Source organism: Rhodanobacter terrae (assembly GCF_042657005.1).
Lineage (GTDB): Bacteria > Pseudomonadota > Gammaproteobacteria > Xanthomonadales > Rhodanobacteraceae > Rhodanobacter > Rhodanobacter terrae.
Map to the genome: position 1 here is coordinate 1 of NZ_JBHSNG010000024.1, position 24279 is coordinate 24279.

General features: G+C 59.4%; 17 protein-coding genes and 2 pseudogenes. 4 read left to right on the plus strand and 15 right to left on the minus strand.

Features of this window, described 5'->3' with window-relative positions; genetic code table 11:
- Positions 1–286: 286 nt before the first annotated feature.
- The 5 genes and pseudogenes from ACFPPB_RS16780 to ACFPPB_RS16800 form a co-directional block, all read right to left on the minus strand.
- Entirely contained in the window at positions 287–1129 is an 843-nt protein-coding gene (locus ACFPPB_RS16780) for a Stf0 family sulfotransferase (protein WP_377329259.1), read from the minus strand.
- Positions 1130–1144: 15 nt separating this feature from the next.
- Entirely contained in the window at positions 1145–2011 is an 867-nt protein-coding gene (locus tag ACFPPB_RS16785) for a hypothetical protein (protein WP_377329180.1), read from the minus strand.
- Positions 2012–4110: 2099 nt separating this feature from the next.
- Positions 4111–4236 (minus strand): annotated as a pseudogene (locus tag ACFPPB_RS16790) (IS30 family transposase); the annotation flags it as partial.
- Positions 4237–4248: 12 nt separating this feature from the next.
- On the minus strand, positions 4249–6336 hold the full coding sequence (locus ACFPPB_RS16795) for an Atxe2 family lasso peptide isopeptidase (protein ID WP_377329182.1): 2088 nt from the start codon (positions 6334–6336) through the stop codon (positions 4249–4251).
- Positions 6337–6389: 53 nt separating this feature from the next.
- Positions 6390–8747 (minus strand): TonB-dependent receptor plug domain-containing protein, encoded by a 2358-nt coding sequence (locus tag ACFPPB_RS16800; protein ID WP_377329184.1) that lies wholly within the window; start codon positions 8745–8747, stop codon positions 6390–6392.
- A 300-nt stretch (positions 8748–9047) separates the two neighbouring features.
- Here ACFPPB_RS16800 and ACFPPB_RS16805 point away from each other — a divergent pair, with 300 nt between their 5' ends.
- On the plus strand, positions 9048–9368 hold the full coding sequence (locus ACFPPB_RS16805) for a helix-turn-helix domain-containing protein (protein ID WP_072762590.1): 321 nt from the start codon (positions 9048–9050) through the stop codon (positions 9366–9368).
- A 1012-nt stretch (positions 9369–10380) separates the two neighbouring features.
- Here the strand turns inward: ACFPPB_RS16805 and ACFPPB_RS16810 are convergent.
- From ACFPPB_RS16810 to ACFPPB_RS16820, 3 genes are all read right to left on the minus strand, one after another.
- The gene (locus tag ACFPPB_RS16810) at positions 10381–11106 is read right to left on the minus strand and encodes a dienelactone hydrolase family protein (RefSeq protein WP_377329186.1); all 726 of its coding nucleotides are present in this window, start codon (positions 11104–11106) and stop codon (positions 10381–10383) included.
- Positions 11107–11776: 670 nt separating this feature from the next.
- On the minus strand, positions 11777–12172 hold the full coding sequence (locus tag ACFPPB_RS16815) for a RidA family protein (RefSeq protein ID WP_377329188.1): 396 nt from the start codon (positions 12170–12172) through the stop codon (positions 11777–11779).
- A 249-nt stretch (positions 12173–12421) separates the two neighbouring features.
- Positions 12422–14050, minus strand: a complete 1629-nt coding sequence (locus ACFPPB_RS16820) for an FAD-dependent oxidoreductase (RefSeq protein WP_377329190.1) — start codon at positions 14048–14050, stop codon at positions 12422–12424.
- On the opposite strand from ACFPPB_RS16820, the gene ACFPPB_RS16825 reads away from it, so the two are divergent.
- Positions 14049–14189 (plus strand): hypothetical protein, encoded by a 141-nt coding sequence (locus ACFPPB_RS16825; RefSeq protein ID WP_377329192.1) that lies wholly within the window; start codon positions 14049–14051, stop codon positions 14187–14189. The two genes, ACFPPB_RS16820 and ACFPPB_RS16825, sit on opposite strands and share 2 nt — an antisense overlap.
- Before the next feature lie 761 nt (positions 14190–14950).
- On the opposite strand, the gene ACFPPB_RS16830 is transcribed toward ACFPPB_RS16825, so the two are convergent.
- The 4 genes and pseudogenes from ACFPPB_RS16830 to ACFPPB_RS16845 form a co-directional block, all read right to left on the minus strand.
- Positions 14951–15220 carry a BrnA antitoxin family protein gene (locus ACFPPB_RS16830; RefSeq protein WP_377329194.1) on the minus strand — a complete coding sequence of 90 codons (270 nt, stop codon included), beginning with the start codon at positions 15218–15220 and terminating at the stop codon, positions 14951–14953.
- A 277-nt stretch (positions 15221–15497) separates the two neighbouring features.
- Positions 15498–15752 (minus strand): annotated as a pseudogene (locus tag ACFPPB_RS16835) (transposase); the annotation flags it as partial.
- A gap of 81 nt (positions 15753–15833) precedes the next feature.
- Positions 15834–16400 (minus strand): cytochrome b, encoded by a 567-nt coding sequence (locus ACFPPB_RS16840; RefSeq protein WP_377329196.1) that lies wholly within the window; start codon positions 16398–16400, stop codon positions 15834–15836.
- A gap of 1012 nt (positions 16401–17412) precedes the next feature.
- Positions 17413–18066, minus strand: coding sequence for an XAC0095 family protein (locus ACFPPB_RS16845; protein WP_377329198.1), 654 nt, complete (start codon positions 18064–18066; stop codon positions 17413–17415).
- 329 nt (positions 18067–18395) lie between these two features.
- Here ACFPPB_RS16845 and ACFPPB_RS16850 point away from each other — a divergent pair, with 329 nt between their 5' ends.
- Together ACFPPB_RS16850 and ACFPPB_RS16855 are read left to right on the plus strand one after the other, a co-directional pair.
- Positions 18396–18554 (plus strand): hypothetical protein, encoded by a 159-nt coding sequence (locus tag ACFPPB_RS16850; protein ID WP_377329200.1) that lies wholly within the window; start codon positions 18396–18398, stop codon positions 18552–18554.
- Between the two features lie 968 nt (positions 18555–19522).
- Positions 19523–19771 (plus strand): XAC0095 family protein, encoded by a 249-nt coding sequence (locus ACFPPB_RS16855; RefSeq protein ID WP_377329202.1) that lies wholly within the window; start codon positions 19523–19525, stop codon positions 19769–19771.
- A gap of 301 nt (positions 19772–20072) precedes the next feature.
- Here ACFPPB_RS16855 and ACFPPB_RS16860 read toward each other — a convergent pair whose 3' ends face one another.
- Genes ACFPPB_RS16860 through ACFPPB_RS16870 form a run of 3 tightly spaced genes read right to left on the minus strand, consistent with a single transcriptional unit; the run spans position 20073 to position 24275 of the window.
- On the minus strand, positions 20073–20801 hold the full coding sequence (locus ACFPPB_RS16860; protein WP_377329204.1) for a hypothetical protein: 729 nt from the start codon (positions 20799–20801) through the stop codon (positions 20073–20075).
- Positions 20801–21937: a hypothetical protein gene (locus ACFPPB_RS16865; RefSeq protein WP_377329206.1), complete on the minus strand. Its 1137-nt coding sequence runs from the start codon at positions 21935–21937 to the stop codon at positions 20801–20803. The genes ACFPPB_RS16860 and ACFPPB_RS16865 overlap by 1 nt, the downstream gene beginning before the upstream one ends.
- On the minus strand, positions 21924–24275 hold the full coding sequence (locus ACFPPB_RS16870) for a sensor histidine kinase (RefSeq protein WP_377329208.1): 2352 nt from the start codon (positions 24273–24275) through the stop codon (positions 21924–21926). Before ACFPPB_RS16870 ends, ACFPPB_RS16865 begins: the two co-directional genes overlap by 14 nt.
- Between the last annotated feature and the right edge of the window lie 4 nt (positions 24276–24279).

Consider the following 24279-nt stretch of genomic DNA (forward strand, 5'->3'; position numbering starts at 1 on the left):
AGGCCCGGTTGGAACTGCACAGGATTCATGGCCATTGCGCATCACCTCGGTATCCAAGATGGCGCTATCGTCCGCCGAGGGCGTCGCAGATCATGCGACAGGCGGCTGAGGGTCGGGGCTAATCAGGTCAAGCCATGAGATGATCCCGCGCATCGCGGCGTCGGGTGCAAGCCGAAACGCATCGGTAAGGCTTCGTGCGAGGTGCAGAACTGAACCGTTCTTTCCAGCATCGGGCAGCTCTAAGAGCTTTGCGTGAAAACGACCGGTGGGCGCCGATGTATCGATTTTAAGCATCCCGATTGACTTCCGCCTCCCGGCAGCTGTCTTCCAAAAAACGCTCACGCCAGTCCTTGCTGACACCATCTGTCTGCCGCATGGTCATCGGGACGGTGATAGCGCTCTTGGGGTTTGGCTGGATGCCCATCGCCCTGAGGACAGACGTCACCGTACTAAACTCAGGCTCGAGTAGATCTTCGTAGAAAATTCGTATTGGATCGGTTCCAGTGATACCAAAGACGCTCTCCCAAAAACCCTTCTGTTCTTCGACCGAACGCAGGCAGGCCTTGATATGCTCGTAGTCATAGTCAACAGCAGGCGCGTCGGGTACGCCACCGAACCATATTCGTGAGCGCTGAGCCCTCGAATACGATATGGCTTGACCCACTTCATCCCTACGCGTCAGATAGACAACGTAGTTGGGTGCTATCTGTTGTAGAAATTCGGGAAATTTTTTGGAAATCTCGTAGTAGTTCGAAGCAAACATCTTGTATCCGAACATGCCATTGGGGGACGTGCGAAGCCTTTGCACATCCGACCAATAAGCTCCCACTTGACTTGAAGGGATATGACCATCTTTGTCCGGTCTATATCCCAGCCTCTGGAACAGGTCGCCCATAATCCGAAAATTAAGGTACTCCATCGGCGCACCCAGCAAGCCAGTTTGCCAAAGTCGAATTGCACAAAAGGTGCTACCCGACCGGGGCAGTGTAGCTAGCATGTATGTGCCTATAGGAGCGCGGCCGAAGCAGTTAAAATCCGCATCCGCGTCATATAGCGTACGGATAACGTGACGACCGCGTGACCTCTTCACTATTTCAACCGTTCCAGCATCCAACTCGCAATCCTCCATGCTGCGCAAGCATGTCTATGGAACTGGGGTAGCATAAGTCAAACATGGTATGGGCTGAGTTGACAACTTCGGTGAAGTTGTAAAATGCCGTTTGAACTCTTGCCATGCCCAAGTATTGGCATTTTCTATTTGCGCTTGACTGAGGCTAGCCTTCGCATCCTGCGCCTGAGATTTTACTAGGTCCAAATACTGGCCAGTCGCACCGAACTCCAATAGACGATTTGCCCTGTAGACCGTGAAAGGCGATCCAATGATTGGCAAATTTACCAGTCTGCCCGCGCCTCCATGGCCGACGCTCTCCGACGGGATGGTCAATAACTGAACTACCCGCCAGTCGCCTCGGGCAAATGCCTGCTTCATATACAGTTCGGCCTTCCCTCTATACAACGCCGATTCCTTATTCGAGGAGGTCGACCACTGGCCCTCTACGTAGCATATCTGCGCGTCCTTATCTCCCGCGCTGGCAGCCTCTACGGTCGCATCGCCATATCGAGCTTGCAAAACCTGCGGATCCTTGCTGCAGGCGACCAAATTCGACTGAGTGCCTGTCAATTGAATTTTCGCATCAAGCTGTTTTTTTCGATTGGCGCATTCCTGCGGATCTGCTTTACCGTAGGCTTTCGAGTTGCAGATGGTGACGTCGTTGTTCAACCGCTCGACTTCCACACCTGATTCCAGGCATCGCTTCGCTTCATAGAAAAGCTGGCTGTACACGCCTCGTTGAAACTCAGATGTCCCGGCCTGAGATGACCCAACCACCATTACGGCGCTTATGCCAGATTGTCGATCCTTGCTCGATGCTGAGTCCGCGCTCGCTGGAGTCGTCATAACTATCGTCGATATAGCGATGATCAGATTCAACTTATTCACTGTAGTGAGCATTTTTTTGCTCCATTTCCAATCATGGTTTTGGAAGGAAGACTCGTATTTGCTTATAGGCCCGCGCATTTTGCACCGTTGTCACTTTTGTAGGCGGCTTCTGCCTGCACTCCGAGTGCCTGTGCGCTGGATTCGTTGGCGCTCTTTATTGCGTCTGATTCGCCAGCGACATCATGATTTTGGTGATACCACTCATGCGCTAGAGTTCTTACCATGTCTGCGACGGTGGTGTAGCTCGCCATATATATGTCGGTTCTTAGCGGTGTTTGGTCAACATATGTACTCGCACCTATGATCAACCAACTACCTCCTCCAGGGGGGATTTCACTAACCGGCGGTGGTGTGTCAGTTGTGGTGGTGAGGTGCTTCGCTGGCAAGCCCGTACTATAGTCGGAAGTCCATCCGTAATCAGATGTAAAATTCGTTTGAAACCCCGATTTTGGCAAAATATTCCCATAAATTTTCGCGCAGTTTTCGAGATGGGTTTGTTCCTGTATGCCTGGAGCGGCGGGACCGCCGCCGCCGCCATCACTTGGCGGCGGAGCTGAATCAGGAGGTGGGGACGATGGTGGCGGCGCAGAGGAAGATGGTGGCTGACTTGACGGCGGCGGGCTCGCTGTCACGTGGCATGAATACGCACCGCAGGACCCATGACTACTCGGCTGCGAGCTGCCGCCGGTCATGTAGTTTGATCCCATGACTAATTCAATCTCGTGGGGCGTCAGTGCTCGCATAGGTTGATGTTGCTTGCAGGCGTTCAAGCCCGGCTCACTCGTACATAAATCGTCAGGCGCCATTTGCATCAGCGATGCGTCTTTAGCATTCGCAGCATTTGGCGTCGAGCTCCCCATTCGAACAACCAGCTTTTGATTGATGGGCTGCGCGTAGGTGTATAGCGCAAACGTTGTTAGTCCTGCTCCCGAAAATGCGCGAATGACGGACGGCGAGAGGCATCGAAATCCCATGTCAGGTCTCCTGATGGTCATTAAATATCAAGCCATATCCAAAGCGATTGCAGACGTAGCTCCAAATTCAGATTTAAAGCATCACATTGAATGTGCGTTTGGGCAATTGCTAAAATGCAAACCGATCCCGACAAGCTGAGCCATGAGATTTACCGGATCCTTGTGGTGCATTTTCAAAAACGGGACAGCATGGATCGCCGGAATCGACCGGGGCCAGAATCGAGGCGAACATCGCCGTACACTCCGGCGCAGCCACCAAAGTCTGAGAACACGATGAGTGGCGCAAAACGGAAAGAGACACGAAGAGAAGCGATCGGCGGGCCGCACGCGGCGAACGTCCACGACTTCCTGTCGGCAAAACGACATCCCTGACATCAACGGTTCCCCCAGGTGGCTGGATGATCTAGGTCAGCATCATGGCGCGGCGCTTTGACATTCTCGTTTCAGGCGGCGCGTCGTTGTCAACAAGCAAGTTTTTGCGGCGACGTCTTTGCTTACCCAGCCGCGTTCACTCCGCGGTACGCCGTGGTCCCGGTGCGCGGATGGCGCCGCAAACGAAAACATTGAATGCTTCCTGTGCTTCGCCGGCGAAATGGTGAATGTCCTTCAGACCCGAATGATCCGTGGCACAGAGTCGCGTCTCTCTACGGTTCTGCAGTCTCAACTTCTCCGCAACTTCTCGAGCGAAATGGTTGATCTGGGACTTCCCTGAAAGTACTTTGGTCTGGCAGCTAAGCTGCCCTTGCGAGCTCGGCGACGCCCAGGCAAGCGCGAAAGACAGCGGTCGACGGCAGACTAGACTGAGAGGATGAGGGGAGGCCCGATGAAGCTGATGGAAATGACACGGCACGTTCATCAGTTGGACGCCGCTCAGACGATTTACGTGAAGAAGCCATGGACTCCGGACTCTGAGGCGGAAGTGAGGCTGGAAGAGCCTGGAGAGCTGTTGCCATCGAACCTGGTGCGAGACGGTTACGAGTACTTCCTAGAAGTCGATATCGCACACGACGTCGTTCCGGCACTGTCCCGTGACGAGCCCTCATACGCCACTGGAGCAGTGGTGCATCAGGCTGATCAGCTACGCCGAGAACGATGCCTAGTTAGATAACCTGGCGGTGTCCGCTCCCGACGGCGGATTTAACCGATCGGCGCAACACATTGCCGATAGCGTTCGGCACGTGTTTCGTAGCTTAGTGTTTTCCTCGGACGTTCATTCAACTGTCGAGCCACTACATCGAGTTTGGCTTGTGACACGTTCGAGAGACTCGGGACTCGCTAGTGGACTGCGCGCTGCTCGCGCAGGCTCGACCGCATCGCGCGCCAGCGGGCATATTGCGGTGCCTTTGCGGCGTCCGAGTCTTCCAGGCCAAGCAGCCAAAAGCGGAACCAGTCCAGGTTGCGCGCGTACACGGCGAGCTTGTGTCGAGGCTGGAACTTGTTGTGCGGCTCGTTGGGAAAGACATAGAGGTCCGCGCGATTGCTCCGCATCAGCGGGATGGCGTAGTCGAGTCCGTGCATGTATTCCTGCTCAGGAAACTGCATGAGTATCGGGGTGTGGATTTTTCCTAGGTTCAAGGTCGGCGAGATCTTCTGCCACTGCGCCGGCGTTTCGTCAGGAGTACCCAGTTGCCAGTTCGTTCGCAGCAACGAGAGGAACGGTTCACCGATGTTGCTGCCCAGCAGGTAGTACATCGATGACGTGGTGGGCGACGCCATCGACGCCGCTGCTACCACATCGGAATGGATGAGTGTCCACATCGTCACCTCGCTACCGAAGCTGAGCCCGCCCATCCCGATCTTCGTCCTGTCGATCCTGCCTTCCGAAGCGAGCTCCTCGACCGCGCTCTCGACCGCCGACTGCCCCAGCTCATAGCGTTCCTCGGCATTGGCCGAGAACCAAGGCGCGTTGATGCAAAGGGTGGAGATGCCCTGCTCCGCCATCGTGGCCAACGGCCACTCGTCGCCCGATCCTCCCCGCACGAAGCCGACGCATCGGTAGTAGGTGACGAATAACGGCGGCGGCATGTTGCCCACTCGGCGCGCCGAATAGAGCTGGCCGGTGAACGTCGTGCCTTTCGCGTCGGTCCAGCGCAGCAGTTGCGCTGGAATCTTGGAGAGGTCCTGGGCCAGCACATTGTTAGGATCGAACAGCACCTGCCGCGCGCCCGTCTGCAGGTCGACCCGTTCCAGCCGTGGCGGCCGGTTGGCTTCGGCCGTCACGCAGGCCAGCGCCGCGGACGATACGCCGCAGGTGCCCGGCCCCCAGCGCCCTTCCCCGCCAAACAGGCCGCTGGACGTAGCCACCGGATACACCGCACCCGTGTCGACGTTCCAGCGATAGATCGACTGGGCGAAGCCCTTGTCGTAGGGCGTCACGGTGAAAATCACCTCGTCGCTCCCGGGGCGCCACTGCACACCGCTGATCTCCTTGCCGGTGCACGCCTCCACCACGCATGTCGCCAGGCGGCGTGTACCGCGCGCCGGCAACATCGCCAGTTCGATCCGCGGCTGGCCCGGCGTTGCCTCCGTGCGCGTCAGCAGCGCTATGCGCCCGCTCTCGCGGTCACGCGCGAGTTTCCAAATATGACGCACCTGCTTGGCGAGATCCGACGCCGCCAGCACCGCAGGTGGTCTTTCGGATGGCGTGAGATCCCGCACCACTCCGCTCGCCAGATCGATCGCCGTCCAGCGATCGGGCACATCGGCCGTCAGGTCGACCCGGTTGAACATGAGGCCCAGCCGCTGCGTTGCCAACCGCCCCTCGGTATCGCCGGACCGGAACAGGGGCTGCCCGAGAGGCGTGGCGCGATCGACGCGAATGCCGCGGTCGTACTCGGCCTGCTCTGCCGCGATTACCTCTTCGCGGGTCGGCCCGACGCTGTACTTCAGCACCTTGCCGTCATCGCTCAACGAGAAGTCGCGTACGTCGGCCCCGCCTCCGGTCAGGCGTTCGGCGACCGCGCCGTCCACCGTTGCGCGCCACACATCGATCCGACCGTCCAGGCGGGCGCGGTAGTAGATTTCGCGTCCGTCCGGCGACCAGACCGCCATGGCCGGCAAATCGACGCCGGCCGAATCGCGCAGGGGAACACCGCCATCGCTCACGCGCCGCGGCGGCGACGATCCATCCATCCGCTGGACGTACCAAGCGGTGTCATAGGTGTTGCGGTCGATCGATGCTCGCATCACCCGGAACGCGACCCGCTCACCGTTCGGCGACACCACGGGACTGCTGAAGTCCGCTATCTCCACCATCTGCCGCGGCGACACCGCGAATGCGGGAGAGACGGCGGCAGGCGCGCCCAACAACACGCCCACGCACACGACACGCCGGACGATCGCGTGGAAAGAAACGAACCTCATGACCTCGCTCCTGTATCGGTAGGGCAATGCAATGCCTGGTTCATGGCGCGGCATCACCAATGCTCCGAAACGGAGAGGCTGAGATAGCGACCGATCGCCGAATAGTTCGTCGAGTCGAACGGCGCATACGTCCGCGAGGTGACGGCGTACAGAGGCGGCGCCCGATCGAGGGCGTTCTGCATCGACAGCTCCAGCGCCAGATCGGACCATGCGTCTTTGCGCGCGCCGGTGTCGTAGCGCAGCGTGGCGTCGAAGGTGGTGAACGAGGCGCCCTTCCTGCCGCGCGCGGTGTCGGTCACGCCGCTCTTGTGGTTGCCGAACAGCGAGGCCGTGAAGCCGCCCTGCTGCCACACCGCACCGATCCGGCTGTTGAGCCTAGCGGGATAGAACAACGTGCCCGCGAGATCGTAGGCCGGCTGCGCCGACGACAACTGTTGCGTGCTGTGCAGCCAGCTCGTCGAGCCGCGCACCGTCAGCCGACCCGCAGCCAGGTCGAACCGGTACGACCCCGACGCGTCCAGCCCTTTGGCCCGTTGCCGCGAGGTGTTCATGAACAGGTTGGGCGCGATCGCCACCACCTTGGCCGGGTCGTAGGCCGCTCCGGTGGCATTGGTGAAGCGGAAGGTCCGAAGCAATTCCGCCAGCTCGGCCGCGGAGGGCGCAACACGGATGAACGATGCAAAGGCCGGGTTGCTCAGTGCCTGGGCCGGTACCAGCGGCTGCACGACACGGTCGGTGTAGCCCACGTCGAACCAGGTCAGCTCCGCCTCCAGGCCATCTAGGGCCTCGGGATGGAACGCGAGCGAGGCACTCCGGGTTCGCGCCCGTTCCGGATGCAGGTCGGGGTTGCCGCCCGTGAGGTAGAGCACTGTCGCGCCGCGCGCGTAGCCGGTGCCACCCAGCGCCGCCGCGGGGAACAGATAGGCATCGCGCGTCAGGTATTGCTGCAACAGCGTAGGCACCTTGAATGACTTGCCCCAGGACGTCTTCACCGTGAAGTCCGCGTTGGGGCTGTAAATCAGGCCCAGCTTGGGCGTGGTGACCCCGCCGAAGCTGTCGTAGTGCTCAGCCCGGAACGCGCCGGTCAGAGCCAACCGTTGCACGCCGAAGACGCCCTGCTCCGGACCGATCAGCGGCAGGTTGAGCTCGGCATATCCAAAGCGGCTGCCGACTTCCCCGTCGACCTGCGTGTAGCCGCTGATCAGGTTCCGGTACAGGAAGGCGTTGCTCCTATAGCCGGCACCGACCGCGAGGCGCGCATCGCCACCGGCCAGCGAGAACAACGGCCCCTCGGCGCCGATCTCGTAGGCCCGGCTTCGATTGCGATAGCCAGTACGCGAGAGCCTCGACATCCCGGTGGTCGGCGTCACCACCGCGTAGTGGACATCGGTGTTTTCCCGGCCCCAGGTGCCGCCGATCGACGCGGTCCAGTCGCCGGGTAGGAACAGATCGAGGCTGGGCGCAATCAACGAGGTGACCGTCTTCGGCGCGTTGTGCTCGTAGTTGGTCGCATACGCCAAGTCCGTGGCGATCTCACGCTCAGTCCTGAACGTATCCAGCCGAAACTCGCCAATATCCCCCAACGCCTGGTGCGCGCTGAGCAGGCCGCTTCGCAGCTCGCCCGCCTGATACAGCGTGGACGGGGCATACATGTTCTTCGCGTACCCACGCTGGCTCGCGTAGATCGGATCGTTGTCGCTCTGCTTCCATGTCGCGATCAGCCCACCGGTGGACCAGGTGGTGCCGCCCGTGGCGGTGTATTCGCGGGTGGTCAAGCCGCCGTCCGTGGCGCTGCCATAGCGGGCCCCGACCGTCACACCGTCGAAGTCGCGACGCAGGATCACATTGCCCACGCCACCCACCGCATCGGAGCCATAGATGGCCGATGCGCCGTCGGCGACGATCTCGATGCGATCCACCGCCTCAACCGGAATGGCACTGATGTCCACCATCTGGGTGAACCCACCGTAGGACATCCGCCGGCCGTTGAGCAGGGTCAGCGATGCATCCTGGCCGAGGCCGCGCAGGTTCAGGCCCGAACCTCCGGTGATGTTCTGGTTGCCCTGCCCGCCTCCCGTGGCGCCCGCGGCGATGCCGGGGTTCTGACCGCCCGAGAAGTTCTGCGGCACGCTGCGGATCACCTCGCCGAGGTCCGCGAAGCCTTCCTGCTGGATCTGCTCGCTGCCGATCGTGATGACCGGCGATGGCGTAGTGCCGCCGCGGATACGTGTGCCGGTGACGGTCACGGTCGAAAGCTCCGACACCGCCGGCGCTGCGGGTTTGTCGGTCGATTTTTTCGGTGGCGTCTTGGCCGGCGCCTTGGTCACCGGCGCCCTACCCTCCGTGGTCGTGTCTGTCGTGGCGTTCTGGGCCACGGCCCACTCGCTCGCGCCGGGGGCGGCGACGAGCAAGGCGATGGAAATGGCGTTGCGTAAAGTGCTTGTCTTCATGCTGCGTCCTTTGCTTTCCCCTGGGTTGGCCCGCTTTGCGTGACGGTCCGGCGGTGTTCCGGAGCTGGCACGGTCGTCGGGCGAGATCTGTCTCGCGTCTGGCTTGCACAGGCGGAGGCACGGCATCGCCGGCCAAAAAAATCTACTCAATCGATCAAGCCGATTGCGGCAATGACGCCACAATGTTACTTATACAGTAACAGACAGAACGAAGGCAAGACTGCATGCTGGCTTTACGATTCACATCCCAGTGGCACTCCTTTGGACGACGCCCGCCTCATCTTTGCCAACCGCTTGCGCGCAGCCCGACTGGCGGCGGGCCTGACCCAGGAAGCACTGGGTGTAGCTACTGGGATCTTGGCTGAAGTGGCACGCACGCGGATCAACCGCTACGAGCGCGGAGTCAACGAGTGCGACCTGCGCACCGCAAAGAAACTCGCAGACGTGCTCGGAATGCCACTCGCTGCGCTGTATGCGGATACAGACGAGATTGCAGAGGTGATCGTTGCGTTCGCAAAGCTACCGCGCGCGGAGCAGCGGACAGTAGTGAACGAGCTAAAAGCGCGCGCTAAGAAGCGATAGGCTGCCACCGCTGAAGTGGCACACGCGGATCAATCGCTACGAACGCGGTGTCAACGAATATGACCTGCGCACCGTGCGTGCAAAACGCCGTTCAACTGCCCACCTTCGCTTGCAAAACTGACCATGGCCGGCGAGCACGCTGCCCATTATCGCCATCGCGTTGCCCATTCCTGACGTCGAGCCCAACTACCATCGTCAGTCTCATCGAACCGGACATGTAGATCTCCCGCATCCGGCTCTCGGACAAAAGATCACGCCTTCGTCCACGGCACGTCACGCCCAAGTGCGGAAAGACGCACGAGACCGAAGTACCCGTAAAGATGCGAGAGTGGATAGCTCCCGCCCTTGCGTCGCCTCACCTTGTGCTTGTGGCGCAACCGCCAGCGTAACCGCGCAGCGGTGTGACGCGCATCACCGAAGGCTTCAACGATTTCGTTACCTCCACCGTTGCTCCGGTTGCTTCCGGCTGGAGCGGTGGCCGGGTGGGATTTGCACCCACTGGAAAAGCGCCGCCTTTTCACGGCGCACGCCACCAGCTGCCGTTCGTTAGAGGCGGGCCGGATCGAGCGCGCCAAGTCCATCACTCACCGAACCCTGTCCTCTCGTCATCGCGTGGTTGACGTGGACTAAGTGAACCTGACCCCGCTCCCGGATCCAGATCATCGAGCTGACGGGCGAGTCGATGCGCAAGAAAACCCCGCACACCACCCTCACCGAGGAAGACAAACCCGACCGAGAAATCTAGACTGCAATCCCCACGCCCAACCGGCCGCTGTTACTGACTTCCCATGTTCCTGATCGGTGGCTTCTCATGGGCGGAATATCCACAGATGGACTGCGCGCACCTGATTTTCGAGGTTGAAGGCGTAGAACAATGGCGCCTGCAGCGCCGGCTGCCGTCCCATCATCGTGTCGGTTCCTGCTCGATCGATGAGGTGACAGTGGACCAGCTTTACGACGCCACATCAACCGAGGTTTTCAACAGAATCGGCCAAGAGTCGACTATCCTGCCTCAGGATCGCTCTACCACCTCGCGTACGAAAGATGCGATTGCAGTCTTTGCACGTTGCGCCGAAGTCGGCGAATACACGAGGCGAGCGTTGGGATCTGCGCCGGCTTCCGGATTGTCGAATGCGTGGTGCGTCTGTGTATAGAGTTCGAAGCGCACATCATTGCCTGCACCATCCATCTCAGCGATGACAGCAGCAATCGTCTCCATCGGAGACACTTGATCCTGTGTGCCCTGCAGGATCAGAACCGGTGCATTGATGCGAGTGTTCATTTCCTTTGAGGCGGTCTTCAGCAGGGCTGAGCACAAAATGATCCCGGCGATATCGGCGCCACTGCGGCCATAATCCAACGCCACCATTCCACCGGCGCTGTACCCGAGACACACCAACGGCGTGCCGAAAGGAATCTCTGACCGCAGTCGATCCACACAAGCGGCGAGCGCGGTGACCCCGTGGGCTCGGCGGTCGATCAACCGCTTCACCAACGGTCCGACCTGATCTGGGCGGTCTGGGCTGAAGCCATCTCCGTACAGGTCAGCGATCAACGCTACGCATCCCAATGCAACGAGGTGTTCCGCATGAGCGCGGGCCAGAGCGCTCTGTCCGCGCCAATCCGGCAACACGACAATAGCGGCCTTCACTTCCAGATTCGGGGCTTTCAAGAGCAGGCCGCGATAAGCCTGACCATCGGCTGTGTATTCAAATCCAGTTTCAATCATGCCGCTCATAGCTGACTTCCTCGTCGCATTGAATTCGTGTCAGGCGGTATCGATCTGCTGAAAGCTCAATGACCGAAATGGGTCGACCTCCGCGCATCGCGGCTTGCCCGGGCGTCATTAGGTCAGCATGGGCTACCTTCGTCGAAAGCGGACATCGAACCAAAAAGTGATCTCGCCGTGTTCATATCAGCTGTGTCTTAAGGTTCGAACCGCACTTAGCGCAGTGTGTACGGAAAGGTCCCGAGTTGAAGGGTAGGCCTAGCGGGGCGTTCCACTGCAGATTTATGGCCGCCCCGCACTTCTGGCAAATAATTCGCTTGAGAAAGATAGGAGCGATAAGAAGCCACCAACCGAAGAAAGCGATAATGAACCAGTTGGATAGTTCGATCATGATTGCGCCAAAGACAAGAGCAACGCCCCCGGTCCACATCCAGGTCAACGCGTTTTTCGTAAATGTTGTCACTCGCTAGCCCCTGTGCTGTCCGCTATGGGTCGGCGGATTCAACTGCTCAATGCAACACACTGACGACTGCAAGGGCAGCAGAAATGTTGCATCGACCGGTTGAGACCGCCGTCGAAAGCGGCCACCCACCCTATCCTAGATAACATGGGCGAATCACTTATTCATCTGGGCTGGCGGATTGTTCACTGCGTCCTTGGGTGGCTCTCGATGGTGCGGTCAATCAATGACCGCGATCGCATCAACCTCGATCAAGTAGCCGGGGGACAGCGACGTTACGCCGAGTATCACGTCTGCTGGCTTGTGATCTCCAAACAGTGTTTTCCTGGCTTCTTCGATAATTGGCAAGCATTCGTCACGTTCGTAATTGACGACGTAAATTGTGATTCTTGCGACTTCCTTGGGTTCGGCGCCGGCAGCAGCAAGTGCACGGCCGAGATTGGCGTACACCTGGCGCGCCTGAGCCGCGAGATCACCATGGCCAACAAGATTGCCGTTGATGTCTTCGGGCTCCTGGCCCGCGACAAATACCAGCTTGCTTCCCGTCGCAACGACGACCTGCGTGTACGTTTGCTGAGGCGGCAGATTACTGGGATTGATGCATTTGAGCGTCATTGATCTCGTCTCCTGGCAGCGGCGGGAACCGGGTAGCCATCTAACGTCTTTGATCTAAGGTGTCCACACGACTTTTACGAACTTTCGAGCAAGGACGAATGCTAGATGATGAAGCTGCTGCTGCGGGAACTCGACCGACGTGATGCCCAACTCCGATCAGCATGGCGATCACGCTGGAACCTGCAAAGGTTCGACTAATCAAGAGTTCCCTTCCACGCCAAAATTTGTCCCTGACTCCTTGTTTCACGATCAGATGCGGCCGCCACGATCGACGAATTCCCAGACCTTCGATATCACCACCGATCCCTCGCCGACGGCCGAAGCAACGCGCTTGACCGATCCGCTGCGCACGTCGCCCACCGCAAAGATGCCCGGCAGCGAGGCGGCGAAGGGCGAGCTTGCGCCTGCCGCCTCGCCGGTGAGCACGAAGCCCTTGTCGTCCAGCTTGACCAGATCCGTCAGCCAGTCGGTATTGGGGGCGGCACCGACCATGATGAAGAGAGCCCGGGTCGGCACCGTTTCTTCGCTGCCGCCCGCGGTGTTGCGGATCGTCACGGCCTCCAGGTGGTCGCTGCCGTGCAGCGCGCTGACTTCGGCGCCGTATTCGATCGTGATCGTCGGCTCCGCTTCGAGCCGGCTCGACAGGTAACTCGACATCGATGCCGCCAACGATCGACCGCGCACCAGTAGGCGCACCCGGCTCGCCGTTCGGCTGAGGAACATCGCCGCCTGGCCGGCCGAATTGCCGCCGCCAATGATGATCGCCTCCGTCCCCTTGCTGTAGCGGGCCTCGATTTCGGTCGCCGCGTAGTAAACACCGGCACCCTCGAACTCGATCAGCCGCTCGATCGGCAGACGGCGATATTGCACGCCGGTCGCTACCACCACCGCCCTGGCCCGGATCCGCTTGCCGTTATCGAAAGTCGCGCAGAAGCTGCCGTCCCCCAGCACCTCCAGCCGCGCGACCCGGCGCGGCATGGCGAAGCGCGTGCCGAACTTCATCGCCTGAACTTGGCCGCGCCACACCAGATCGGCACCGGAAATACCGGTGGGAAATCCCATGTAGTTTTCGATCCGGCTCGACGTACCCGCCTGGCCGCCAATCGCGATGTCCTCGGTCACCAGCGCGCAAAGCCCCTCAGCGCCCGCGTAGACCCCGGCCGCCACGCCCGCCGGCCCGCCGCCGACGATCAACACGTCGAAATCCTCGTCGTCGACCAGATCGAGGTTGAGCCCGAGCAGACGCGCGACCCTGTCCGGCGTGGGATCGACGACGATCGTGTCCCGACCGAAAATGACCGCGGGACGACCGGGCGCCAGCGCACACGTGACGGCCACGGCGTTCGCCTCGGCGCTGCCAAGCTCGAACGAGCTGTAGGGAATGCGATTGCGCGTGGCGAATTCGGCGATGCAACGGACATCGCGGTCGAGCTCCTCGCCGATCAGCACCAGGGCACTGTCGCGTTGCTCGATCTGCCGGCGGCGGCGCGCAGAGAAAACGGTGATGATGATGTCCGACATCTCGGGAATCTGTGACATCAGCGTCAGCATCGTGGCACGCGGCACCTCGATCACGGTCGTATCCCGCACGGCGCGCAGCGGCATGGAGAAGGTGCCGCCGTTGAGGAACGATATCTCGCCCATGAACTGGGTCGGCCCCAGCGTCGACGGCAGATGACGCTCATCGGTGTAGGCGTTGACGACCTCGATTTCGCCATCGACGACATAGACGAAGCGATCGGCCAGTTGCCCCGGGCGCGCGACATAGGTGCCGGCCGCGTAGACTACTTCCGTACCCGCCTCACGCAACGCGGCAACGTGCGCAGGGGCCAGCGGGGTACGCTGCATGACTCGCAAATCGTCGCCGATCGATTCCATGGAATTCCGCCTTTGCGATGCGTTCCAGCACGTCGCCAACCGAATGGACGGCTCCCGGGGAAATCACATGGGGGCGATCATAACGCTGCCGATGGGGATGACGCTCGGCAGCTTCTGGCTCTTGATCAGACTTCTCTGAAAAGAGCGGGCCACGATGAGCCGCCGTTCTACCCGAAGCCCCTGTGCAACGGTGAGCCGGGGGCGACAGGCCGCTCGCCAGTCAATGAACCTGGGCCTTTTCGCCCAAAGTGCACTCCGCATTCTGGCTCCAGTTCTGGTCGCAGCTCGTCGACCTGTTTCCCAAGCCTTCAACCCGCCATAGCGCGCTGATCCAGTTCAAGCTGTGGCTGACCTCATTCCCTCCCCTTTGACGCCCCTGTTTTGGACCCCCGTTTTGGTATGCGGGCGGCGGCCACACGGAACGTGACGCGCTGTCCACCACGGGCAAACGCACTCGCTCGGCACCGCCCGACACGGTATACAGCCGCTCTTCGCCCACGCCGGTTTGCGAACCGCGCGCCTGCGCTAGCCTCTGCGATTCCACCTGGCGGATGATCGCGCGCACTGCCCTCGCGTCGTTGAAGATGGCATCGCCCAGCACCCTAGCTCACAACTGCTGGATCAACTGGGTGTGCCGGCATGAATTCGTGGGGAAACCTCGGGGTCAGATTGAGGTGGCCCGGATTTTTCGGGCACGTTAATTAAGCACTCATGGCCTCGTCGTCGACAACCATCAGTGTTCGATATTCGAGCATCGTTTCAAGAAGACCGAAGACTCGCTGTCAGAACTGTTCGCCCCGACAATCACGTAATTCGTTCTTAAGAACGGGATCTGAAGAACGGAATCAAATTCGCGCCCTTGGTGAAATTATCTAAACCTGGCCCCGCTCTAGCGCGCAATCAGGCCGCGTGCAGTTCTTCGCGAATCAGCTTGCGAAGGGTTTCCAGCGTCACCGGCTCGCCCTGCAGGCTGGCGCGCAGGGCGCGGTTGATCTCGGTTTGGTAACCCGTGCCATCGATGGCGGCGCGGGCGCGGAATCCAGCAATCACGTCGTCGTCCAGCATGATTGAGATGCGTGTTTTGCCCGTGGCAGCTGCCGCTTGCAGCTTTGCCAGGTGCGGCACATCCTTCGCACGCTTGGCCTTGCTGAAATCGTACTCAGTCTTCATAGCTCGCCTTCTCCCGTGCCGCGGCCTTGCGGGCCGCCAGCGGCAAGATCACCGCTGTGGTGCTGCACCAGGCCGGTAGGGACCGGCGCGCGCCGCGGAATGATCAATAGATTCGAAGCGGGCTGTGGAGATGAAACTTACATAGCTTGGTATCCGAGTCTGCGGAGAACCTGTTGTAAGCGAGGAAATGGCTCTGACTCGCTTAGCTACTGCTTGGGGATTTAAGTGAACCTGACCCCGTTACGTTCCACGAATCGGCGCAGCGCTGTACTGCCAGCAGGGCTTCTTCGCACGCTTCGTCGGCCAGGTTGAACCAGTGCTGCACGAAGTACATGCGCAACATCCGCTCCAGCCCCACCGGCGGACGACCTCTGCCTGCCTTCGGATAGTGCGGTTCGATCACGGCACACAACGCTGACCACGGCACGATTTGCTCCATCGTCGACAGAAACACATCTCGACGTGTCGCCAGGCGATGTTGCTCGAAACCTTCGCCTTGATCTGCCGCCATCGCCAATGTCTGCTGCTTCATCGTATCGATCCCCGCTCGATTGTCAGTGCGGGACTATTTTCGCAGGCGTGGGAGACTTTTTTCAGCGTTGCCTTAGGCGGCTCATCGTCCGTCGCCGTCCACCAGCATCCGTTTCAGTACGCCGTCCTTGAGGACGTAGTGGTGCATCAATGCGACGGCGGCATGAAGGCCAGCGAGGACCATGATGGTCCAGGCCGTGATGTCATGGAGATTGCCGAGCGTATGGGCCAGCGTGGCATCCCTGACCGTCGAGAACCGGAGGGGGAAAAGCCAGAAGAACTGGAAGGATTCCGCTTGCGCCCATCGCCATGCGAAGCCCAGCACGATCTGCACCACCAGCAGGAGGTAAAGCGCGTAGTGCATCGCCTTCGCCGCCCAGGCCTGCAAACCCGCCCCCACGGCAGGCAGGCGCCTGCCGCGCGCGGCGCGCCAGCCCAGACGCATGGCGATCACCACGGCCAGCACGATGCCCAGAGAGATGTGAAGGGAATGGAGCTGCGTCTTGAGCGGCGCTCCGCGGGGCAGGAAATCCCAGATTTCAGCCAGCGCGAACAGCGCGACCACGAGCAGCGCGGTCAGCCAATGCAAGGCGATCGTGGTCCGGTCGTAGCGGGGTCCGGCGCCGCAGACATCTACAATGTTGGTCATAGTGAAAACTAGCTCCTAGTCGGTGGGCTCCGCCTGTCGCCATTCGGCGACGGCCTGGGCGGTCGCAGTGTAAAGCCCCGTCCGCGCCCCCCGGGGGTTGAGAATCAGTCCGATGACGTGCCGCCGCCCAAGCTCCCGGACGTGGCCTGCATGCACCTACCATCCGCGCGCGCACGGATCGTGCGGGTCCAGCGCACGCTCGGGAGTCATGCTGCTACGCAAAAGGATATTGCGTTGGGTGTCCTGGAGGACTTGGTTGTCGCTCAGTGTCTGGGTATCGTAGAAAGTCATGGCCGTCCTCGGCTTGGGTTTTCAGGCAACAGAACTCCGTCGTCGCAGGGCGTGCCTGCGATCGCCGATGTGCAAGGCAGGACTGCCGATCGACAGCGCCTGGCGAACGTCGTCCTTCATGCCTGGGACAGCGATAGCGCGCAAGGAAAAGCGCAAGGGTCAGGTCTAGCTTTACAGCACTTGATTGCCTTCTGCCGCTGCGTTGGATGCTACGAAGCTAGACCCCATGCTTCCGCTTTTTCATCGCTACTGATAGGTGGATAGCTGCCGCACGATGAGCAACCGCGCAGGCAGCGCGAGGTAAGTGGCATGCTCCTCGCGCACATCGGGTTTCGTGGCGTACGGTGGCCGATGCCACTGCGGATCCGCTTGCGCGCTGGAGACAACAATCCAGCGGATTTCGTCCTCCTGCGGAGGGCGAGTGGCTTTTCTCTGCTTGGCCAGAGAAAAGTCACCAAAAGAGAGGCCACCCTCCTCGGCGCTTGCCGGGCTGCGCCCGACAAGTCCGTGAGCCGCGGCCGGGCTTTTCGACAGGACTCCTGTCCTGGCGAAAAGGCGCCGGCATCGATGCCGACGCCCCTGCGGGCCTGTCGTCCGCGACTCACCGCCTCACAAGGGAATGAAGATCAAGATCAACCCACCCGCACCGGCACCGGCACGCCCAAACAGACTCCAACACGACGCTACAAAGATAGCCCCCATTCTTGCCTGTCCCACCCCGCTACTGGTAGGTGGGCAGCTGCCGCACGATGGGCACCCGCGCGGGCCGTGCGTGGTAGGTGGCCCACTCTTCGCGCACACCGGGTTTTGTCGCGTGCGGTGGCTGCAGGTCCTGCGCATTCACGTCGCGCATGATGTCGCGCAGCGTCTCCACGTCGCGGACGATGGCGTCGCCCATGATCGACAATGTGACGTCGGATAACTCGGCGTGATCGCTGCAGGTCACCACATTGCCAAGGGCCCGCAGGCTGCTCAGCAGCAGGTTGATCTCGTCGATCTGATTCAGGCTGACGCCGACGAGGAGGCGGTTACCGGCCTCATCCATCACCGGCCCGGCGACCTCCGGTTCCGCGGCTTGCGTGCAAGCCTTCGCGTCCGCATCGGCCTCGCCTGCTGCCGCCGTTTCACCACGCATTGCCGGCCAGGAGAGTTCGCGCAGCACCTGAGCGACCTGCTCCTGCAGCAGCTGCAGGCAGATCGCCACGTCGCCCGGTCGAATCTCCGAGAAACACTCCGCCGCCTCGTCCGCCATGCGCGGCCGCGCCAGGTTGGCCAGAAACTCCACATACTCGCGCAGCTGCTTCAGCCGCAGCTGGCTGTCCTCCGGCAGGAAATAGCCGGTCGTTTCCAGATCATCCGAATCGATCGTCGACATGCTCGCCTCCTCGTACCATGAAGTACCCGTGCACGCCACGACGACGGACGGGAAGTCGGGAGGTTAGAAACCGCTACAAGCCGGCGGGCGTATTCCCCTTGCGGGTGTTGTATTAGCCGCCCTCCCGACGCAGGCATCGCGTCGGTCTCGCGCCCGCAGCAACATGGGCACAAAAAACCCACCGGTTTGACGGAGGTGGGGACCGCTTGTAGAGGAGTTTCTACGCTCCTTGGATTTGAGTCTGCTACTGCAGTGGAGGGGTGTCAAGACAGGTTTTGTCTCTATCGTCGTCATCCATGACAGGGTGGAAAACCTCACCCCGTTTTTGATTGCCGTTGCTGTTGCTGTTGCTGTTGCTGTTGCTGTTGCTGTTGCTGTTGCTGTTGCTGTTGCTGTTGCTGTTGCTGTTGCTGTTGCTGTTGCTGTTGCTGTTGCTGTTGCTGTTGCTGTTGCTGTTGCTGTTGCCTTTGATCTTCAACCCCTTGTGAGGCGGTGAGTCGTGGACGACAGGCCCGCAGGGGAGTCGACACGATGTCGACTCCTTTTCGCCAGCACATGGATGTGCTGTCGAAAAGCCCGGCCGCGGCTCACGGACTTGCCGGGCGCAGCCCGGCAAGCGCCGAGGAGGGTGGCCTTCTCTTTGGTGACTTTCTCTTGGCCATTCAAGAGAAAGCCACTCGCGCGCCGAAGGCGCACGAAAGCTCTTGCTGCAACCAAACCTCAGCTCACTGGATCGCCAGCACGAAGGTGAGTGAACCCGACTCCGTTCCCGTTCCCGTTCCCAGGGAAATGACTCCGAGCCGCTTAGCTGGTTCACTTCCCCGATGGAATTAAGTGAACCTGACCCCCGCTTTTGGGGAAATCACATGAGGGCGATCATAACGCTGCCGATGGGGATGACGAAGCCATGAGCGCTTAATCAACGTGTCCAAAAAAGCCGGGCCATCTCATGGCGTCCCCTTTACGCGTTAATGGACGGCACACCTTGATAATCAACAGATCGCCTCCCCTTTGAAGCCACCGCCCGGTATTTAATACCATTCCAAATAATGCAGGGCATTACCTACAATGATGCCGCCTCGCAACGACAGACTGATTAATCCAATGATGCGATGATTTACCTGCCTGAAAACCGACCCAGCTCGGTGATCCACGGCAAAGCAAAAAAGCGCGGGCCGCATGGGCTGGAACCCACACGACCCGCTGACCACAACCAACTAAGAGAGAGTTGATCATGGCTACGACAAAGCATACGGCATGCACCCATTCCCGTGCTGCCACCCCCACTCCCCTCCCGCTCCTGATCGGCCGCGCCACGGCCAAGCCCGGCCACGAACCAACGGCAGCCGGACACGCGCCCAAATCGCTCGCCGCCGCGTAGGCCACCCCGCGCCCGATCACGCACTGCCGCGCGCACCCGCGCAAGGCGCGCGCGGCCACGCCCAGGAGCACCACCATGGAAAGCAAACACAACGCTCCGTCCGGCAGCGACAGCATCCGCCTGCCCGACGACAGCTACGACGAACTGCTACAGATCCGCGACCAGCTGCTGCTGCACGCCCGCTGCATCACGCCCATCACCCACCAGGAGGACGACGCCATCCTCGAACTCACCCGCAACATGCTCGCCGACTGTTTCCAGCAGCTCGCCCTCCGCCTCGCCCGCGCTCTGGAAGCCACCGCCATGGCCGAACCCGACGATTGACTCCGCTTCAATCCACCCGAGCCTGCACGCGGCAACAACGAGACGCCCGGCGAGCGCTTCGCCGGGTGTTCCCGCCCCGGCGACGGGGGTGCCGTGCAAGACCGCGCTGAAGGTGTTGGGCTAAACAAGGGGCAGGGTCGACTTTCTGAAGGTGCACTCTGCCCCCTTTTCCAACTTTGTGAGATGCCCGCTATGGGTGACAAGCGACCTTCAGTCGGATGGTCAGCCGGTTGGCGATGCCGGTCAAGTTGTGTGGCGAGATTGGTCAGCTGCGCTGGCAGCGCCGTTGACGCAGCAACGATCAAGCAAGATGCGGAAATATTTGATCGACCCAACCATCGCTTTTTGGGCCTGGCGTCCACCAAGTTGCCAAACGAACCATGTACGGCTTCCAAAAGCGCAGCTGAGCAGAACGCAACAAGCGCAGATAAGCGGTGTCATTCCGCAATCTGTTCCAGGCATCGCCTGAAAAATTTGATAGAACGAAATCTATAGCAAGAATTGCGTCCATGGGTGGAAACGGCAGCCTTGGCGCAGGCAGCATCAAACTCATACCAAAAATATCGTCCAAGCCCGCGAGCGCCTTCCCCCCGTGTTGAAAATGATACAAGGGATGCGCCTCCGTCTTGTTGTCTCCCTCTTGCCCGATGTGACGATCAAAGTGCCACGCGCAGATATAGCCTTTCTCAGGGCTCGATATTTCCAGATCAAGGATAAGATCGATCAATTCGTCATCATCACCAGATGGTAGACATGAGCCCTTCAGCGAAAGATTGAACTTCACGTCGAGGCCGCTTCCGCAGTCCCTCGGCAAAACGCCTTGTGGTACGGCAACACTGAAGATTAAGTCAGGAACCTCGTAACACCATTCATTGTCCCTGCCGAACCGTTCTACTTCATTAGCTGCCGACGTTAGAACTTCGGGATTACGAAAGACGCCTCCAGAGCGATCTCGAAGTATCGATGAGAGCGATATTAAATCAGAAGAAATTCGCTTCCGGATCAGCTGATGGTTGTTGACCTTAGACATCAGCCGCCCTTCTTAAGAAGATCAAACCGGGCGTGGTCGCTCGGATGAATCTTCCAGCGATCCTTGTTCACACGCTCAAGCGCGGCGGCGGCCGAGACGTAGTAGGTATCGTTCCAAGAGCGAACGTTTGATTTCGTCACTCGTAGTCCATCAATCGGGTCGAGAGGTCTTGACGTCGCAACGCAGACCGCAAAAAATTTTGAACTGTATCCGTCCACAATTGCCGTTGCGGGCACGAGCGACGCATCAAAGATCGTATTCAGTATATGCACTCTCTCGCTAGCAGCTAAGCGACGCAAATTTCTCTGCCCATCCCCTAAACACGTCCACCAGTTCTCTACGTCGTACCACCACCAGCGTCGCCAACCCTGAAAGAATGGACCCTTGTATTGAGCATCTTCAATCTGAGTAAGGAAGCGATTCCATTCCTCGGTACACCCAGCGTAATCGACACCCAGGCGAGCTGCCAGCAACATTTCGTCCACCAGGAGTCCGGAGCGATTTATGAGGCTAGTGAGCAATAGACGGCTGATCGCATGTTTAGATCGCTTCGCCACGGCCTCGACGCACTCTCCGAAAAAATCAGCGTACGTCGCTGTACCTATACATGCAGTCCTTTGAAGCGCTCTAGCGAGCTGCTCGACATCATTAACATCGCTGAGTGCACGGTAACCCACCGCGAGCGCGAACATTTCCAGACCAACGACACCTGACCTTTTGACTACGTCCTCATCTTTTCCGTACACGGCATCAAACAGGTCATGCGAAGTATCATCCCCGTAGTACGATGTCACGAATTTCTCGTCAATCGACCAGAGCACAATAGGGAATGATGGAATCACGCCCTCCACCATGCGCGTTCGAATTTCCTGCGCTAAGGTTGGTCCTCGATATGGAACTCGCTCACCATGTTCATCCGCCTCCATGTCTAGGCGAAGGTCGATGAGAAGGCCGAACGAATCGCCCTTTGGCGTACGTGAGGCCGCTGAGCTCACCTCATCTAACTGCTTTTCTAGGCCACTAGGGGACTGGCGAGTAAAGATCACATTGATACCATCACCAAGCTTATCCAACAGGAGCTGGATTGATGATGTGTCACGCTGGTCGTCAATGCAAAGATAATTAGTACCTGGCATTTCCGATCTCCTCGTCAGCCGCCTCGGGAATTTCAACTCGGAAACACGTCGTATACCCATCTGGCGCGCTCGTCACCGTGATTTCTCCACCTGCAGCGTCCACTATATCGCGGACGATCTTTAGGCCCAGGCCAGTGCCGACAAGCTTCTCGTGGTCAGCAGCTAGTGCGGCAGAAGGACGACTAGTGGTAAAGAAAGCGTCAAACACATGCTCTTTATTCTCAGCAGCGATACCGTCGCCGTTATCCGAAAAATCGATGTAGACGAACCCGTCTTGACGTCCCGCCGAAATGAAAATACGGCCCTTGGCTTTCGCCCGGTGAATGGCCTTCAATGCATTGGTGAACAAATTTAAGAAGATGGAGGCCCACTCGGACCTGTGCATCGGCCTGGTAAACAGGTCATACCCCGAAAACGTGGTTTGAACTACAACGTTCTGCCTCTGAAGAGTCGGGTTGACGACATTCGCAAATTCAGCGACTAGGTCGCGAATTTCATGCACCTCGAGCGTACGATGTGCGTTCTGCGTAACGGCGTCGTCAAAGTACCGAACGTAGCTCTGAAGGAGCGCCATATTCTCTGTTATCGTGGGCATATCGACCAAGCCCTCTTTTGACAGAAGCGCCGCGCTCAGCGTCGCGAGAGCATGCCGAACCTCGTGGGTAAATTCGCCTATCGTCAGTCCTAGACTTGCGAGGACTCGCAGCATGCCGACTTCTTCGAGAAGTTCTTGAGCCCGACGGCCGAGACCCTCGATCTCCTCAATCGCCGCTTGCATCGATGCAGCCTTGTCGTTGGCACTAGGAGTGGCGTCCCCGCCATCAATCTCACCTGTACTAGCTCCGTCGTCGTCACTGGTGGAGGAACCTGCATAGTCCCCGAGAAACTCCTTGATCAGACCAACCGCGTCGGCAGCTTGCTCGCGCGGCGAAGGACCTTCATCTGCGCTTGCTGATCTAGTCCTCTTGCCAGGTGCACTTTTATCGGAGGCGAAGACCTTTCTCTTTCGCGCCCGCGCAATCTCTATAACGCCAGACATTAGTGCTCGATACACAAAATCCTGAAGCCTTTCGAAGGCTAGGTTCTCGACCAGACCCTCACGACTGGCCGTTTCCTCGAATCGATCACCGTCGACATCCACAATCTCGACAAAACCGAGGAAGTTCGTGTTGTGGTGCGGCGGCAGTACCTCACGAAGTGCGCTAGATCGTTGCAGGCCGAGCCAATCGTCATAGCTCTCCCCGTAGGGCAAGACTCGAAAACCGTTCCTATAAACGCGGATGCCGCCACGCTTATTCAGAACTTCCCGGACCGTGGACCGCGTACCTGAGGGGAGCTCGTCCTGAATGAAGTACTTTGCTTCGAAGCGGACACCCTTCAAGAGGTCATAGGAAGGCGAGCTATCCTCATACTTCGCGCGCAGCTTCGGCTCTAAGTCAATTACTTCTCGATCGAGAACTAGATTCGCCCTTTCGGATTTCAGCGTGATGGTCACGTTACCATCGTCATCAACCTCTCCACGCAGGGTCGCAAGCGCGTGCGCAAGAATCGACTGTTCTTCGTTGGCGAGGAGAACTAGGTCATCGTCCTTGTCCATGTAAAAGGCGACTCGAAACCCTGGGTCCACCTCATCTTCGCCGGGCTTTTTCCGAGCCAGCGGGAAAGGCTGGAGTAGCTCAGATACGTAGCGAAACGCTCGCCGAATCTGGGCTTCGCTCCACGAATCCCTGAGGTCTCCGATAAGCAACGTCGTACCGTGCATCGGTACTGGTGGAAAGGCCTCAATGCTGTTCGTAATCAGGAGGAGGTCGGCACCACGCTCGAATGCACCCCAGTCGATCGCAACCTGAAGACTGTGATCCGAGCCCGCAACTTGCGTTCGAACAGTTAGACGATTTCCCAATCGCTGGGACGCAAAGCGGCCGATCCCCTTTCGACCAGCTCGCTGCCTTCTATAGCGAGACGACACAGGCGACGACTGCTTACTCTGCGTCGATATACGCATGAACCCATCGATCAACTCCTCCCTCGACATCCCATGCCCATTATCGAGAATCTCGATGCTTCCCCCTGGGCGGGAAGTCTCGCGAAATATTAGATCAACGGTATCCGCATCAGCGTCGAACGCATTCTTGACAAGTTCAGAAACAGCGGTCTCTTGCTTCGCGACCAGCTCCAAGCCGAGGCGAGAAATATGACTCGCATCCACTGAGAACCTGACCTTATTAGGATCGAGCCGCGATAATTTACTCGCCAGTTCGAGCACCCGTCCATAGTCAAGCTCTTCCAGTTCGAGCTGATCGGCGAGGGCTTGCTTCAGACTCTCAGCTTCATGCATGCGG